The organism is Massilia glaciei, from assembly GCF_003011895.2.
Lineage (GTDB): Bacteria > Pseudomonadota > Gammaproteobacteria > Burkholderiales > Burkholderiaceae_D > Telluria_A > Telluria_A glaciei.
On record NZ_PXWF02000281.1, the window covers coordinates 13937 to 29393 of the forward strand.

16 protein-coding genes and 1 pseudogene are annotated in these 15457 nt (G+C 68.2%); 7 read left to right on the forward strand and 10 right to left on the reverse strand.

The features are described 5' to 3' along the window. The first annotated feature begins 24 nt into the window (after positions 1 to 24). Complete coding sequence (locus C7C56_RS21120; protein WP_106759329.1) at positions 25 to 1251, forward strand: M24 family metallopeptidase; 1227 nt, start codon at positions 25 to 27, stop codon at positions 1249 to 1251. Here the strand turns inward: C7C56_RS21120 and C7C56_RS21125 are convergent. Genes C7C56_RS21125 through C7C56_RS21140 form a run of 4 tightly spaced genes read right to left on the reverse strand, consistent with a single transcriptional unit; the run spans position 1170 to position 4726 of the window. Next, entirely contained in the window at positions 1170 to 2456 is a 1287-nt protein-coding gene (locus C7C56_RS21125) for an FAD-dependent oxidoreductase (protein WP_106759330.1), read from the reverse strand. The genes C7C56_RS21120 and C7C56_RS21125 overlap by 82 nt on opposite strands. Continuing rightward, positions 2453 to 2707 (reverse strand): 2Fe-2S iron-sulfur cluster-binding protein, encoded by a 255-nt coding sequence (locus tag C7C56_RS21130; protein ID WP_106759331.1) that lies wholly within the window; start codon positions 2705 to 2707, stop codon positions 2453 to 2455. The genes C7C56_RS21125 and C7C56_RS21130 overlap by 4 nt, the downstream gene beginning before the upstream one ends. After that, complete coding sequence (locus C7C56_RS21135) at positions 2697 to 3833, reverse strand: NAD(P)/FAD-dependent oxidoreductase (protein WP_106759332.1); 1137 nt, start codon at positions 3831 to 3833, stop codon at positions 2697 to 2699. Before C7C56_RS21135 ends, C7C56_RS21130 begins: the two co-directional genes overlap by 11 nt. Then, positions 3830 to 4726: a dihydrodipicolinate synthase family protein gene (locus C7C56_RS21140; RefSeq protein WP_106759333.1), complete on the reverse strand. Its 897-nt coding sequence runs from the start codon at positions 4724 to 4726 to the stop codon at positions 3830 to 3832. Before C7C56_RS21140 ends, C7C56_RS21135 begins: the two co-directional genes overlap by 4 nt. Before the next feature lie 138 nt (positions 4727 to 4864). On the opposite strand from C7C56_RS21140, the gene C7C56_RS21145 reads away from it, so the two are divergent. Then, the gene (locus tag C7C56_RS21145; protein WP_106759334.1) at positions 4865 to 5608 is read left to right on the forward strand and encodes an AraC family transcriptional regulator; all 744 of its coding nucleotides are present in this window, start codon (positions 4865 to 4867) and stop codon (positions 5606 to 5608) included. Between the two features lie 76 nt (positions 5609 to 5684). Continuing rightward, positions 5685 to 6818: an acyltransferase family protein gene (locus tag C7C56_RS21150; protein WP_229458905.1), complete on the forward strand. Its 1134-nt coding sequence runs from the start codon at positions 5685 to 5687 to the stop codon at positions 6816 to 6818. Here C7C56_RS21150 and C7C56_RS21155 read toward each other — a convergent pair. From C7C56_RS21155 to C7C56_RS21165, 3 genes are all read right to left on the reverse strand, one after another. Further along, positions 6781 to 7284 carry a hypothetical protein gene (locus C7C56_RS21155; protein WP_106759336.1) on the reverse strand — a complete coding sequence of 168 codons (504 nt, stop codon included), beginning with the start codon at positions 7282 to 7284 and terminating at the stop codon, positions 6781 to 6783. The genes C7C56_RS21150 and C7C56_RS21155 overlap by 38 nt on opposite strands. 122 nt (positions 7285 to 7406) lie before the next feature. Next, the gene (locus C7C56_RS21160; protein ID WP_106759344.1) at positions 7407 to 8279 is read right to left on the reverse strand and encodes a pirin family protein; all 873 of its coding nucleotides are present in this window, start codon (positions 8277 to 8279) and stop codon (positions 7407 to 7409) included. 41 nt (positions 8280 to 8320) lie between these two features. Continuing rightward, positions 8321 to 8920, reverse strand: coding sequence for an FMN-dependent NADH-azoreductase (locus C7C56_RS21165; RefSeq protein ID WP_106759337.1), 600 nt, complete (start codon positions 8918 to 8920; stop codon positions 8321 to 8323). A gap of 110 nt (positions 8921 to 9030) precedes the next feature. On the opposite strand from C7C56_RS21165, the gene C7C56_RS21170 reads away from it, so the two are divergent. Continuing rightward, on the forward strand, positions 9031 to 9960 hold the full coding sequence (locus tag C7C56_RS21170) for a LysR family transcriptional regulator (protein WP_106759338.1): 930 nt from the start codon (positions 9031 to 9033) through the stop codon (positions 9958 to 9960). 16 nt (positions 9961 to 9976) lie between these two features. On the opposite strand, the gene asd is transcribed toward C7C56_RS21170, so the two are convergent. Next, positions 9977 to 10828: an archaetidylserine decarboxylase gene (gene asd, locus C7C56_RS21175; RefSeq protein ID WP_106759339.1), complete on the reverse strand. Its 852-nt coding sequence runs from the start codon at positions 10826 to 10828 to the stop codon at positions 9977 to 9979. 371 nt (positions 10829 to 11199) lie between these two features. Here asd and C7C56_RS30800 point away from each other — a divergent pair. From C7C56_RS30800 to C7C56_RS21190, 3 genes and pseudogenes are all read left to right on the forward strand, one after another. Beyond that, positions 11200 to 11370, forward strand: a pseudogene (locus tag C7C56_RS30800) (TonB-dependent receptor plug domain-containing protein); the annotation flags it as partial. Positions 11371 to 11470: 100 nt separating this feature from the next. Next, on the forward strand, positions 11471 to 12526 hold the full coding sequence (locus C7C56_RS21185) for a TonB-dependent receptor (protein WP_109246591.1): 1056 nt from the start codon (positions 11471 to 11473) through the stop codon (positions 12524 to 12526). 415 nt (positions 12527 to 12941) lie between these two features. After that, positions 12942 to 13469 carry a TonB-dependent receptor gene (locus C7C56_RS21190; RefSeq protein ID WP_181373283.1) on the forward strand — a complete coding sequence of 176 codons (528 nt, stop codon included), beginning with the start codon at positions 12942 to 12944 and terminating at the stop codon, positions 13467 to 13469. A gap of 6 nt (positions 13470 to 13475) precedes the next feature. On the opposite strand, the gene C7C56_RS21195 is transcribed toward C7C56_RS21190, so the two are convergent. Together C7C56_RS21195 and C7C56_RS21200 are read right to left on the reverse strand one after the other, a co-directional pair. Further along, positions 13476 to 14729: an MFS transporter gene (locus C7C56_RS21195; RefSeq protein WP_106759342.1), complete on the reverse strand. Its 1254-nt coding sequence runs from the start codon at positions 14727 to 14729 to the stop codon at positions 13476 to 13478. Between the two features lie 250 nt (positions 14730 to 14979). Next, on the reverse strand, positions 14980 to 15457 hold a 478-nt coding region (locus C7C56_RS21200; protein WP_106759343.1), incomplete at its 5' end, for a ribonuclease HI family protein.

The window sequence follows — 15457 nt, forward strand, 5'->3', positions numbered from 1 at the left end:
TTTTGATTTAATAAAGGTGATGACATGACTATTGGCGGCAAGACCATCGAACAGGCCCTAGGCACCCTGTCCGACATGACCGGCGGCGCGGTTCCGATCGACACCGGCGAGCACCTTGTGCGCATCGCCAAGGCCCAGTGCTTCATGCGCGAGCAGGGCATCGCGGCGGTTTACCTCAACGCGGGCACCAACCTGACCTACTTCACCGGCACCAAGTGGTATGCCAGCGAACGGATGGTCGGCGCCATCCTGCCCGCCTCCGGCGCGCTCGAATACATCGCGCCCCGCTTCGAGGAATGCACGCTGCGGGGATTCATGCTGGTCAAGGGCGAAGTCAATTGCTGGGAGGAGCACGAGAGCCCCTACCAGTTGTTCATCGATGTGTTGGCGCGCATGGGCATAGCGCCCAACCCCGCCCAGGCGCCGCGCGTCGGCATCGACGAAAGCGCCGCCTTTTTCATCGGCGATGGCATCAGCCAGCTCGCCGACGGCTACGCGCTCGAAAACGCCAGCAAGGTCACCGCGTTCTGCCGCACCACCAAGTCGGCGGCCGAAATCGCCCTCATGCAGCGCGCCAAGGACATGACGCTCGCCGTCCATGTCGCCGCGGCCAGCATCCTGCGCGAGGGGATCACGACCGTCGAGGTCGAGGAATTCATCGCGCGCGCGCACCGCAAGGTCGGCGCCAGCGGTTCCTATTTCTGCATCGTGCTGTTCGGCGAGGCGACCGCCTATCCGCATGGCGTGAGCTATGTGCAGACGCTCAAGGATGGCGACGTGGTCCTGATCGACACCGGTTGCAAGGTCAACGACTATATCTCCGACATCACCCGCACCTATGTGTTCGGCACGCCGACGCCGCGCCAGCGCAGCGTGTGGAACGCCGAGAAAACAGCGCAGCTGGCCGCGTTCGCGGCGGCGCAACTGGGCGTGGCGTGCGAGGAGGTCGACCGCGCGGCGCGGCGCTCGCTCGAGGCGAGCGGTTTCGACGGCGGCTACAAGCTGCCCGGCCTGCCGCACCGCACCGGCCATGGCATCGGCATGGATATCCACGAATGGCCGTATCTGGTCGGTGGCAACAAGACCGCGCTGCAGGTCGGCATGTGCTTCTCGAACGAGCCGATGATCTGCATTCCCGGCGAATTCGGCGTCCGCCACGAGGACCATTTTTACATGACCGAGTCCGGTCCAAAATGGTTCACCGAGCCGGCGCTCAGCATCGACGACCCGTTCGCGCTGATGTCCGCATAGGGGGCCGCGCCGGCCAGCGTGGCGGCGCTTGCTGGAAAAATCGGACATTGTGCGGCCGGCGCCTGCCAGCCGTACAGGAATTCGCAGGCGCTGCCGCACACCCGTCCCTGGCACGGACCCATGCCGGCGCGCGTTTGCAGTTTCGCGTTGCGCCAGTCGGCGTGTTGTGTGAGACGCGCCGCAGTCACATCTTCGCAGCGGCACACAATGGTCGTGGGCTGGCACATCGCGCGCAACGCGTTTGTGGGCGCGAATGAGCGGGCCAGCAGCTCGCCAAAGTCGTGCGCCCGGCTGCGGGCGCCGGTCTCGGTTGCGCCTGGCGCAGCGCCGCTCGCACACAACCCGGCGATGCGACCCTCGGCCATCGACTTGTCGACGCCACCGATGCCTGTGCATTCGCCGGCGGCCCAGACATCGTCCACCGAGGTGCGCTGGTTGCCGTCGACGACGATGCGCCGTCCGCCATCGATTGCGCAGCCCAGCAAGGCGCCAAGCTCGGTGTTGGGCACCAAGCCGAAGCCGGCCGCCAGAAAATCGCAATCAATACTGACGTCGCCGGTGCCGCGCCGCAGCGTGACACTGCGCAGACGGGTATCTCCGGTGGCCCCGACCAGCGTGGCGCCGCGCAGATAGGGCACGCCACGCAGGCGCCAGGCCAGCGTGGCGGCTTGTCCCAGCTTGGCGCCATGGCGCAGGGCGAGCGCCCCGGCGAAGCGGGCCAGTTCGCGGGTGCCGCGGTGCTCGACGATCGCCGCGACCTTGGCGCCCGCCGCCTGCACGCTGGCGGCGACGGCGAGCAGAAGGGGGCCGCTTCCGGCCACGACCACGCGCCGGCCCGCCACCGGCATGCCGCCTTTCACCAAGGCCTGAAGTCCGCCCGCGCCGGTCACGCCGGGCAGGGTCCAGCCGGGGAACGGCAGCAGCAGCTCGCGCGCGCCGGCGCAAACGATGAGCCGTTCCCAAGCCAGCGTGCGCCCGCCACCGGCAGTTTCCAACAACAGGGACCGCTCGCCCTTGCGCGACACCACGCGCGCCCCGCCAATGAACGCCAGTTTCGGATGGTCGATCAGCTTTGACTCGCCGCGCCAGATCTGGCCGCCGACGCCATGGTTCTCTTCGACCAGCGTGACGTTGGCCCCGTTACCCAGCGCCGCCTTGGCCGCCATCAGGCCGGCCGGCCCCGCTCCCAAAATCAGGATGTTCATGTTGGCGCGCCGGTTTCGATGACCATGCCCTCGTGGCAGAGCGCCTGGCACGCCAACTGGTGTGCGCGGGCGTCGATGGTCACGCGGCACTCCTGGCAGTGGCCCATACCGCACAGGGCGAAGCGCGTCTCGCCCGTCACCGAAAGGCGCGTGCGAAATTGTTGTGCGATGACGAGGGCGGCCACCACGCTCGCTCCGGCAGGCACCCGCACCGGGACGCCGTCGACGACGACGCCGCATTCACTGTCCATCGCGCCCTCCGTGCATCGCCGCGAAACGCGATGGCGCGTAGGGGGAGGGGGCGATCGCGCTCGCCCTGCCGGTCATTTGGGCGGCCAGCAGGTGCGCCGTGCCGAAGGCGGTCGTGACGCCAAGTCCCTCGTGCCCGGCCGCGAGCCACAGGCCCGGGCGGCTCGGGTGCGGGCCTATGAGCGGGCGGCCATCCGGCGTCGCCGGGCGCATGCCGGTCCAGGCCCGGATGATGCGCATCCGGCCCAAGCAGGGCAGCAGGGCGATCGCCGATTGCAGCACCTTGGCCAGCACCGCGGGATCGACCGCGCTGTCGTGCACCCCGTCCTGGCGGCAGGAGCCGATCAGCCATTGCCCGGTCGGACGCGGCTGGACGTTGGCCGCAACCGCGAGCGCGTCGGCGCCGGCGGCGCTCTGGCCGTAGCCCATGCTCACCACCTGGTGCGACAGCGTGCCCGGATAGCGGTCGCTGACCGCCAGGTGCCCCTTGCGCGGGAACACCGGCAGCCCGGGCAGCAGGGCGGCGGCGGCGGCGCCGGCGGCGAGCACGACATGCCGCGCGCGCAGGCGCGCGCCGTCGTGCAGCAGCACCGATCCGGCCTCGATTGCCGCAACCCGCCGCCGGGTGTGAAACACGCCGCCGCGCTCGACCACCTGGTCGACCAGCGCGCGCGCCACGGTCGGCGGATAGACGACGCTGTCGGCGCGCACGTGCACGCCGCCACACAGGCCGCGCCGCAGCGCCGGTTCGATCTGCGCCAGCTTGGCGGGGTTGACGGCCACGGCGTCCCACCCGCGGCCGGTGAGCCGTTCGGCGCGCGCGTGCGCATGCGCCAGCTGCCGTTCGTCCTCGGCCACCCACAGGGTGCCGCAGTGGTGCGGCTCGCCCACGTTTGGATGCTCGGCGAAAAAATCGCGCCACAGCCCTAGCGAGAGCAGGCAGAGATCGAGTTCGTCGGCGGTCTCGTCAAGCGCGACCAGGTGTCCCATACCCGCGCCGGTGGCGCCGGCGCCGGGCTCGGACGCGTCGACGATGGCCACCGACATGCCGGCCGCCTGCAGCGCGCGCGCGCAGGCCGCGCCGACGATGCCGGCGCCGATGACGATCACGTCTGGCGCCGCGCTCACACCAGGCGTGGCAGTTCGGGCCGCGTCGCCATCGCCTGCAGGATGGTTTGCTCGGCCCTGGCGCGGCGCTCGCCGGCCAGCGGCATGCGCGGCGCGCGCACCCGCTCGTTCGAATGGATCGCCAGCGCCTCGGCCAGCTTGATGTTTTGCACCAGGTAGGTCGACACGTCGAGGTCGAGCAGTGGCCGGAACCAGCGGTAGATCGACAGCGCCTCGGCGTGGCGGCCAAGCTTGACGAGCCGGTAGATCGCCACGGTCTCGTGCGGGAACGCCAGGCACAGCCCGGCGACCCAGCCGATCGCGCCCACCGCCAACGCCTCGAAGGCGAGGTTGTCGACCCCGGTGAACAGGTCGTAGCGCCGGCCGAGGCGGTTGATGATCTCGGTGCTGCGGCGGATGTCGTCGGACGACTCCTTGACCGCGACAAAGCGTGGGTCGTCGGCCAGCTCCTCCATCATTTCGACGGTGACGTCGACCCGGTAGGCGAGGCGGTTCGAGTAGATCATGATCGGCAGGTCGCCCGCCGCGGCGATGGCGCGCAGGGCGGCCACGGTTTCGCGGTGGTCGCTGTGGTAGATCGTGCTTGGCACCACCATCAGGCCGGCGGCGCCTGCGCGCGCCGCTTTTTCGGCCAGGGCGCAGGCGTCGCGGGTCGATGCCTCGGCCACGGTCAGCAGGCTTGGCCTGGCGCCAGCGACCTCGATGCAGGTGCGCAGCACGCCGATGCGTTCCTCGTGCGACAGCATCGGTCCCTCGCCCAGCGAGCCGCAGGCGATCAGGCCGTCGACGCCGGCGTCGATCTGGAGCGCGAAACAGCGCCGCATTTCGGCAAAATCGAGGGAGTCGTCTTCGTTAAATTTGCTGGTCACTGCCGGAATCACGCCTTGCCACATGTTGGTCCCCTGGGATTGTCCTTCGAAGTGCCCATGGTACGCCCGCGGGGAGGCGTTTTCTTGGCCTTACCGCAGTCCGCCGGGGCCGAAAACGGCATAGTCGCGGCGCCGCTATAATGCTGGAAAAGGAGTCTGCCAATGGATACGTTTGCCAGCACGGTCGGGGGAGTCGATCCGGGCGCGGTCGAAACCCTGTTCGACGCGCTTGGCGACGTCGCGTTCTTCATCAAGGACCGCGACGGCCGCTACCTCAACATCAACCACACGATGGTGCGCCGCTGCGGCATGCGCAGCAAGGCCGACTTGCTCGGCAAGGTCGCGCTCGACGTCTTCCCGCGCCCGCTCGCCGAGACCTACATGGCGCAGGACCGCCAGGTCATCGACGGCGGCGTGCCGGTCCAAAATCACCTCGAGCTGCACTTGTATCCGGGGCGCGCGCGCGGCTGGTGCCTGACCAACAAGACCGCGCTGCGCGACGCCTCCGGCCAGGTCGTCGGCCTGATGGGCACCTCGCAAGACCTCGGCCTGCCCGACGCGCTGCATCCCGAATACGGCAAGATCGCCGCCATCGTGCTGCACATCCAGGAGCGCTACCGCGAGAACGTGTGCATCCAGGCGCTGGCGGACCAGGCCGGGTTGTCGCTGTCGCGCGTCGAAAGGCTGTTCCAGCGCGTGTTCCAGCACTCGCCGCGCCAGCTCCTGCTGCAGTCGCGGCTGTCGGCGGCGATGGCGCTGATCGAGGCGCGCCCGCAGGCGCGCATCGCCGACATCGCCTACGAGTGCGGCTACACCGACCACAGCGCCTTCAGCCGCCAGTTCAAGGCCCACACCTCGATGACGCCGGCGCAGTACCGGCTGCGCTGCAGCCCGGCCTCAAGCTGAATTAAAAATGGCTGGCGCGTGGGGAGGGCGCGTGGCATCATCGGCGCTTTCGTTTTCCGCTGACAGCATGGACACCTTGGAACCGACCTCCCGCGTGCACGGACTCGATACGCTGCGCGCCCTCGCGATAGTGTTCGTGGTGCTGCACCATTACGTGCTGTTCGTGAGCGGCGAGGATACCTTCGGCTGGGTCGGCAGCATCGGCTGGGTCGGCGTCGATTTGTTCTTCGCCTTGTCGGGCTACCTGATCGGCAACCAGCTGTTCGCGGCGATGCGCAGCGAACAGGGACTGTCGCTGTGGCGCTTCTACGCGCGCCGCCTGCTGCGCACCTTGCCAAATTTCTATTTTGTGCTGGCCTTGTACTTCTGCTGGCCCTATTTCAGGAACGGGCTGGCGCTGCCGCCGCTGTGGGAATTCTTGACCTTCACCCAAAATATCAATCTGAGGCCCGGCACCGCGTTCTCGCATGCCTGGTCGCTGTGCATCGAAGAACAGTTCTACCTGGTGCTGCCGGCCGGCGCGCTGCTGATCGCCTCGATGCGCCGCTCGCTTGGCTGGGCCTGGGCCGCGCTGGCGCTAGGGCTGGTCGGGGGCATGCTGGTGCGTGCCAGCGTGTGGAACGACCTGGTCGCCAACGATGGCGGCTCGTCCCAGTTCTTCACGGACATCTATTATTCGACCCTGTGCCGGCTCGACGAATTGATCGCCGGCGTCGCGCTGGCCCTGCTCAGGCAGTACCACCCGGGGCTGTGGCAGCGCCTCACCTCGCACGGCAACGTGGCGCTCGCGGGTGGCGTGGCGCTGTCGGCACTCACCTTCACCCTGTTTTTGAACGACCGCTATGGCTACGGCGTGACCGTGTTCGGGTATCCGATGCTGGCGCTCTCGTTCGGGCTGCTGCTCGTGTCGGCGCTAAGTCCCGGCTCGGTGCTGCGCGAGATGCGCGTGCCCGGCGCGGCCAGCATGGCCCTGTGGTCGTATGCGATCTACGTGCTGCACAAGCAGGTCTGCATCCTCGCCAACGCCCAGCTGCGAAGCTGGGGCCTCGAGCCCGACATGCCGCTCGCGGTGGCCGCGATGCTCGCCTTGAGCGTGCTCACGGGCTGGCTGTTGTTCCGCATGGTCGAGGCGCCGTTCATGGCGCTGCGCGATCGCTATGTGCCCAGCAACCTCAACGCACCAGCCGCAACGGCGCTCCAGAGTCGATGATGTCGCCGTCGACGAACGAGGGCCTGGCCCTGATGAAGCCGAGCAGGACGCCGATGCACTCCTGCATGTCGCCGTCCCGGGCGCCTTGTTCGATGGCGTCGCGCATGCCGGGGATGGCTTCCATCGTGTGCGGGCTGGCGTAGGCCTTGATCAGCAGGACGGCCAGGTCGTCCGGCATGTTGCTCGAGCGGCGCATGCGCGACTCGATCGCGGCGACCAGCGTGAGCTGCATGCGCGGGGTCGGGTTCTCGATCAGTTCGAACAGCGAAGGGGTGTTGGCCAGGGCCTCGCACATGGCGCGCTCGATCTGCTCGGGCTTGCGGTCGGAGGCGATGTCGAAGTAGGCCCCCCGCCAGCGCGTGCGCGCGTGGATATGGTCGGGCGGGAAGCTGCTGGCGGTCTCGAAACCGCAGACGCGGCTGACCTGCGCCATGACCTTGAGCAGGGTGGGGATCAGGGCCGGCATCGGCGGGAAGCTCCTTGGGGTTGGACCGCGTGCGGGTCGAATGGATGTCTCATGCCGGTAGTTTAGCGCAAGCGGGGCGCGACCGCGCGGCCGGCCGATTGCCGCGCGGTTGCAGGTCCGGCTCAGGCGCCCAGGCGGCCGGCCCGGAAGTCGTCCATCGCCTGGACCAGTTCGGCCTGGGTGTTCATCACAAACGGGCCGTGCTGGGCGATCGGTTCATCCAGCGGACGCCCGGCGATCAGCAGCAGGCGGCTGGGCTGCCCGGCGCTGACGCGCACGCCGTCGGCATCCGGGCTGTTGGCCAGGATCGCCATGCGCGACGCCGGCACGCTTTTGCCGTCGACCTCGACCTGGCCGCGGAACACATAAATGAACGCGTTGTGGCCGGCGGGCAGGGGCTGCTCGAAACTGGCGCCGGCGGGCAGTTCGATGTCGAGGTAGATAGGCTCGGTCACCGCGCGCCGGACCGCGCCGGCCACGCCGTGGCTGCTGCCGGCGATCACCCGCACGGTGGCACCTGCAGTGGTGGTGAAGCGCGCGATCTCCTCGCTCGGGATGTCGCGGTACGTCGGCGCGCCCATCTTGTCCTTGCCCGCCAGGTTGAGCCACAGCTGGAAGCCCTCCATCAGGCCGTCCTGCTGCTCGGGCATCTCGGAGTGGATCACGCCGCGCCCGGCGCTCATCCACTGCACGCCGCCGTCGGTGATCAGGCCCTCGTGGCCGGCGCTGTCCTTGTGGCGCATGCGCCCGTGGATCATGTACGAGACGGTCTCGAAGCCGCGGTGCGGATGCGAGGGGAAGCCGGCGATGTAGTCGCCCGGCTTGACGCTGCCGAAGGCGTCGAGCATCAGGAACGGGTCGAGCCGGCGCTGCAGCGTTTGCGTGAGGACGCGGTTGATGCGCACGCCGGCGCCATCCATCACGAACTGGCCGTTGACCAGGCGCTCGACCGTGCGCGCTTGCGCAACGCGTTGTTCCACGATTTGTTCAGTCATGATCTTCTCCAATGTGCCGTGGTGTTTGTCAGCTAAGACGCTCAGACCAGCACCGCGTTGATGTCGGCGTCGGCCTGCGCCTGGGCGCGCGCCACCGATTCAGGGCCCAGTCCCAGTCCCTCGGAATACAGGAAGGTGACGTCGGTCATGCCCAAAAAGCCGAGCAGGGTTTTCAGGTGCGGCACCTGGACGTCGTTCGGGCCGTCTCGGTGCATGCCGCCGCGGGCGAGCGTGACGAACACTTTTTTACCCGTCAGCAGGCCTTCGGGGCCGGTGGCCGTGTAGCGGAACGTGGCGCCGGCGCGGGCGATCGCGTCGAACCAGCTTTTGAGCTGCGTCGTCATGCCGAAATTGTACATGGGCGCGCCGATCACGATGGTGTCGGCCGCCTGCGCCTGGGCGATCAGGGCGTCGTCGAGGGCCACGCGGGCGGCCTGGGCTTCAGTGCGCTGGTCGGCCGGGGTGAACAGTGCCTGCAGGGCCGGCTCGTCGATCGCCGGATGCGGCTCGCTGGCCAGGTCGCGCCGGATCAGCTGCGCGTGCGGGGCCGCGGCGATCAGTTTTGCGACGAGCGCGTCGGCCATGCGGGTCGATTCGGAACCGCTGCTGCGCGCGCTGGAATTGATTTGCAGGATGTTCATTTGGTTTCCTTCGTTTAAGTTGAACCGCGATGAAGTCACTGTAGCAGTTCCAAAAACAATCCAGAAGGCGTTAAAATGGATAACATTATTCGCCTGTTGGGACAATCGCCATGGATGTTGAACCAAATGATCTGCTGCTGTTCGCCCGGATCGTCGAGAGCGGCAGTTTCAGCCGGGCGGCGCAGCGGGTCGACCTGCCCAAGTCGACCGTCTCGCGCCGCATCGCGCTGCTCGAGGCCAAGCTGGGCGAGCGCCTGCTCCAGCGCACCACGCGCAAGCTCATGCTCACCGAGTTCGGCGCCAGCCTGCTAGAGCACGCGCGCAAGGTGGTCGAAGAGGTCGAGGCGGCCGGCGCGCTGGTGCAGCACCGCCAACTGGCGCCGAGCGGGCGGCTGCGCATCTCGCTGCCGGGCGACTTCGCCAACCTGGGCCTGACCCACGTGCTGTCGCTGTTCATGGAGCGCTACCCGGCGATCACGCTCGAACTCGACATGTCGCCGCGCCGGGTCGACCTGGTGGCCGAGAATTTCGACGTCGCCATCCGCATGGGCGACCTGCCGGACGACTCGTCGCTCGCCGCGCGCCGGGTCGCGATCGAGAAGCTGGCGTTGTACGCGTCGCCGTCGTACATCGCCAGGCGCGGGCTGCCGGAGCACCCGGACGACCTGGTCAAGCACGACCTGTTGTGCCTTTTGAGCCGCGCGGGGGGGACCAAGCCGTGGGTTCTTTCGCGCGGAAAGGTGCGCTGGGAGCGCGAATTGCCGGCCAAGCTGATCGCCAATTCGCCCGATTTTTTGGCGCGCATCGCCTGCACCGGCGCCGGGATCGCGGCCAGTTCGGCCATGTTCGCCCATCCACACCTGCTCAAGGGGGAGCTGGTGCGCGTGCTGCCCGAATGGGATTTGCCTGAGGTGGTGGGCTGGGCGGTGTTTCCGGGCCGGCGCCTGATGCCGGCCAAGACCCGCGTCTTCCTCGACCTGATGGAGGAGGTGCTGTGCTGCGAGGAGGCGCGCAACAAGCTGTTTGAAGCCGCCGCCTGAGCGCCCGGGGCATGGCTTATTTTGGCGCGTTGCCCATCGACTCGCCGAGGCGCACGCCGCCGGCGGCGGCCCAATCCGGATTGAACGCGATCCTGTCCTTCTGGAACAGCATGACGACGGTCGAGCCGAGCAAAAAGCGGCCCATCTCGTCGCCCTTTTTGAGCACGATGTTCTGGTCCTTGTAATCCCACTCGATCAGCCTGCCCGCGCGCGGCGGATTGACCAGGCCGTGCCACACCGTGGCCATGCTGCCGACGATGGTCGCGCCCACCAGCGTCATGACGAAGGTGCCGTGCCTGTTCGACTCGAACACGCAGACCACGCGCTCGTTGCGGGCGAACAGGCCCGGGATGCCGCGCGCGGTCAGCGGATTGACCGAGAACAGCGCGCCCGGCACATAGATCATGCGTGTCAGGCGGCCGTCGCACGGCATGTGGATGCGGTGGTAGTCCTTCGGGCTCAGATACAGGTTGGCGAAGCTGCCATGCTGGAAGTGCGCGGCCAGCGCGGCGTCGCCGCCGACCAGCGCCTGGGTCGTGAAATGGTGGCCCTTGGCCTGGAAGATCTGGTGGTCGTCGATCTGCCCGAGCTGGCTGATGGCGCCGTCGACCGGGCAGACGAAATCGGCTTTCGCGAGCGGGCGCGCGCCGGCCCGCAGCGGGCGCGTGAAGAATTCGTTGAAGCTCTTGTAGCTGGCGGTGTCGGGGTTGTCGGCTTCGGCCATGTTGACGCCGTACTGGCGCACGAACATGTCGACCAGGCGGGTGGTGAAGGCCCCCCCCTGGGCGCCCGCGATGCGGCCGGCCAGCATGGTCAGGGCCTGCTTCGGCATGAGGTACTGCGGTAAAACCTTGATGCGATCTGACACGATGGAAGCCCCAGGCAAAGACGAAGCCGAATTATAACGGTGCGCGGGCGCCGCGTGCCGGTTTCCGGGGCGGGGCCGTGGTGCCGCACGACAATAATTGCGGGTTGGATATCCCGGACGCATGAATTTGCACGACAATAGTCGCACATTGTCACTTTTTCATGAGTATCATGGCCGTCACCTCAAACCGCCGCCCCCTGCGTCTGAGCCTGATCGCTGCGGCGGCCGCCGTGGCCATGTCGCCCGCGCGGGCCCAGGAGGGCAATACCCCGGCGGACCCGCGCCCCGGCGCCGCGCCGGCGAGGCTGGAACAGGTCGAGGTGCGCGGCACGGCGGCCGGCCGCGATGCGCGGCGCGCCGCCGCCGCCGGCATGGTCGTCATCAGCCACGACGAGATCATCAAACACGGCGATGCCAATATCGTCGACGTGCTCGGGCGGCTGCCCGGCGTGACCGCGCGCGGCGCCGACGTGCGCATGCGCGGCCTTGGCAGCGGCTACACCCAGATCCTGATCAACGGCGAGCGGGCCCCGGCCGGCTTCGCGCTCGACGCGCTCGCGCCCGAACTGATCGAACGGGTCGAGGTGCTGCGCGGCCAGCGCCGAGTTCAGCGCCGAGTCGATCGAGGGCACCATCAACATCGTGCTCAAAAACGCGATCGGCGAGGGCCGGCGCGAGGTCAAGCTCGGCGCCGGCATGGCCAGGCGGCTGTTCGCGCCGGGGGCGAGCCTGCAACTGGCGGGCCGCAGAGGGCCGCTGTCGTATTCGCTGTCGGTCAACGCGCTCGCGAGCGACGCCCGGACCGAATCTCGCCATCTCGAGCAGCGTTTCAATCCGGCCGGCGCCCGCGCGGTGCTGATCGAATCGGCGTCCGGCCTCGAGAGCCGGTTGCGCCAAATCCAGCTGGCGCCGCGCCTGAACCTGATGCTCCCCGGCGGCGACTCGCTAAGCTCGCAATCGTTCCTGTCGCTGACCCGGCACACCGGCGCGCTGGCGACCCACTCGGTGCACGCGGCGGGCCCGGCCTCGATCTTTCCGGACCTTGACGCCAGCACCAGCAACCGCGGCCACAACGCGCGCAGCGGCCTGCACTGGGTGCGCGGATTCGGCGGCGGCGCCAAGGTCGACGCCAGGATCGGCGCGGCCTGGTTTTCGAACGAGAATGACGCGATCGAGCTCGGCTTCACGCCATCGGGCGTCAATTCGCTCAGGCGCGTGGTGGCCACCCGTGCCGAGGAACTGGGTTTGAGCACCACCGGCAAATACACGGCCCCGATCTTCGAGCGGGATGCGCTGGCGGTGGGCTGGGACGGTGGCCGTTCCGGGCGCGACGAGGCGCGCGACTCGGTGTTTGGCGGCACCCCGGCGATCGCCCCGTATCCGGCCCTGCCGACGGGGCGGCCGGCGATTCCCGCCACCCCGGTGGCGCAGGGTTTTTTGGCCACGGTGCGCCGCCTGGCCCTGTTCGCGCAGGACGAGTGGAGCGTCACGCCGCGCAGGTCGGTGTATCTGGGCGCGCGCTGGGAGGGCGTCGAGACGCGCAGCGCCGGCACGGGCGCGGGGGCCTTCGGCCCGGTCGATTCGTGCACCAGCGTCTGGAGCCCCGTGCTGCAGACCCTTTACAAGCTGCCCGGGACCAAGGCCAGCTGCGCCTGGCCGTCACCCGCACCTACAAGGCGCCGGTCGCGGCGCGCCTGATCCCGCGCCGCATGGTCACCGCCGCCAACTCGGAATTCGAGCCCGACACGCTCGGCAATCCGGCGCTGCGGCCCGAACTGGCCTTCGGCGTCGACGCCTCGTTCGAGCATCATCCTAGATTCCCCAGTTGACCGCTCATTGGCTTCGATAAGTACTTGTATTCCATTGATGTTTTCGCATTTAAATGCTTCATCTTTTGGGTGCCTGCGCTACAGGCGCGATTGCACATTTTTCCGACTTCCTGGCGTTGTTGTTCCTCCTATCAGAATGCAGTCTGCGTCGTCGTCACGCCTAGCCAGAAAGCCGGAAAAACGCACACTCGCGCCAGTCCAACTGGGGAATCTAGGATCATTGGGCCGAGGGCGCGCTGCTGTCGGTGCGCGCCTCGAGGCGCCGCATCGACGATTACAATCGCGTGGCGCTAAGCCGCGGCGCCGACCTGCGCTGGCTGGCGCAACCGCTCAACGCCGGCCGCGCCAACACCCGCGGCCTCGAGCTCGAGTCGAAATTCCCGCTCAAGGCGGTGCCCGGCAAGGCGCCCGCGATCGACCTGCGCGCCAGTGTCGGGCGCAACTGGTCGTCGGTCGCATCGGTGCCGGGGCCGGACAACAGTCTCGACCAGCAGTCGCCGCTCTCGGCCACGCTCGGCGTCGACTACAAGGGCGCGCTGCTGTCGGGCGGCGGCGGCTTCGTGTACGGGCGGGGCGGCCCGATGCGCAATTCGGTAGAGGAGCGCAGCGACAGCAGCGACCGGCGCGACCTCGACCTGTATGTGCTGTGGAAGCTAAGCGGGGGCAGCCAGTTGCGCGTCTGCGCGAGCGGCCTGCTCGAGGTCGACGCGCTGGCCGGGGGCAGTTACGCCGACGCCGGGGGACTGGCGCGGCGCGACACGGCCAATCCCGGTGTCATGCAGGTGCGCGCGGTCCTCGAGGCCAAGTTCTGAAGTCGATCAGCTTTTGGCGTGCATCTGCATGTGGTGCGACTTGAAGTAGGCGACCGCCACGCATATGGCCGTCAGATGCAGCAGGGAGCCGACAAAGAAGGTGCTGCCGAGGCGCCAGTCGTTGGCCGGCAGCGCGCTGACGAGGCCGAGCAAGCTGGTGCCGGCGATCGGCACCACGATGATCGCCAGGCTGGTGATCGAGGCCAGTGAGCCCATCAGCTTGCCCTGCTCGTTGCCCGGCGTCGATTTCGAGATGATCCCCTGCAGCGCGGGCCCGGCGGCGAAGGCGAGCAGGTTGCACAAAATGAGGACGTACATCATCCAGCCCTGGGTGGCCAGGCCGTACAGGGCGAACGTGATGCAGCCCGACGCGAGGCCCATGATCGCCACGCGCACCTCGCCGAAGCGCTTGACCAGGATGCCGAGCAAGCCGGCCTGCACCACCGCGGCCGTCAGACCGACGCAGAACAAGGCGATGCCGTTGTCGAGCGGGGACCAGTTGAAACGGAAGGTGGTGTACAGGACCCAGGTCGTGTGCAGGATGATCTGCGCGAACGCCAGCAGCGCGTAGACGATCACCAGGCCGCGGATTTCGGCGCGCGCGAACAGCCCGAACAGGGCGGCGAACGGGTTCATCTTGGACAGCGAGAGCGGCGAGCGCATCGACTTGGGGAGCGACTCGGGCACGAAAAAATAGCCGTACGCCAGATTGGCCGCCGACAGGGCCGCCGCCGCGTAGAACGGCAGATGCGGGTCTTTGTCGCCCAGCACGCCACCGAGCATCGGGCCGAAGATGAACCCGAGGCCGAGCGCGGCGCCGACCTTGCCGAAGCTCTTGGCGCGGTTTTCGGGGCTCGTGATGTCGGAGGCGTAGGCCGATGCGACCGACATGCTGGCCGACGACATGCCCCCGATGACGCGGCCGATGAACAAAAACGCCAAATTGGGCGCCAGCGCCGTGGCCAGGAAGTTGATGCACATGCCGGCCATCGAGTACAACAGGACCGGGCGGCGGCCGACGCGGTCGCTGATCGCGCCAAGCATCGGCATGAAAATGAACTGCATCAGGCCGAACACGGTCGTCAGTATGCCGAACCACAGCGCCTGGTCGGCGCGGCCGCTGACGAATTTGCCCACCAGCGGCGGCAGCACCGGGATGATCAGGCCGATGCCGAGCATGTCGATGAACACGCAGACGAGGATGAAATTCAGTTTGCCGCTCGATGCGGGCGCTTGCGGGACTGTGGGCGTCGATGTCATTGGGTGGTGCGGGCGGCGTGGGGGGCGATGGGAAGCCGCTATCTTATCGCATCGCCGCCGGGGGCGCCGCGGCCCAAGCGGCGTCGGCGCTCAGAGGCTGAGAGTTTTTCTTGCGTGTCCGAGCAGGCCGCCAGAAAGCGGCAGGTCGAGGCGCAAAGCACAGCCATAGCGGGCTATGGCGAGCATTTGCAACGACGAACTGGCGCTTTCTGGCGTGATGAGCGGGCATGATCGAAAGACTCTCAACCTCTCAGGGCATTGTCGCCCCGCGCTGCGACAACGCGTCGGCGTCGAGGTTGCGGTGGCGCGGCACCCAGCGCAAGGCCAGCCCGGGCAATTGGGCGATCAGTCCAAGGGCTTGCGCCCGGTGCCGTTGCAAGCCGGCGGCGCCGGCGCCTTGGGGCGCGCGCAGGTCTCCAATGACCACCTGGCTGTCGCCGTAGACGGTGAGCGGATGCGCGCCGGCCGCCACCGCCGCCCGCAGCAGCGCGATCAGGGCCAGGTATTCGGCCTCGCCGCTGTTGCCGAAACCGGCCGATCGCGCGATCTCGATTTGTTCGCCGTCCGGGCCCCTGAGCAGCGCGCCGATGCCGCAGCGCCCCGGATTGGGATGGGCCGAGCCGTCGAACCAGCCGCGCCAGGCGGTCGGCTCGCCGGCATGGCGCGCCTGCCTGGCTTGTTCGGCGCTTGCGCGCAGCGCCGCGCGCGCCGCCTTGCGCGCCGCGTCG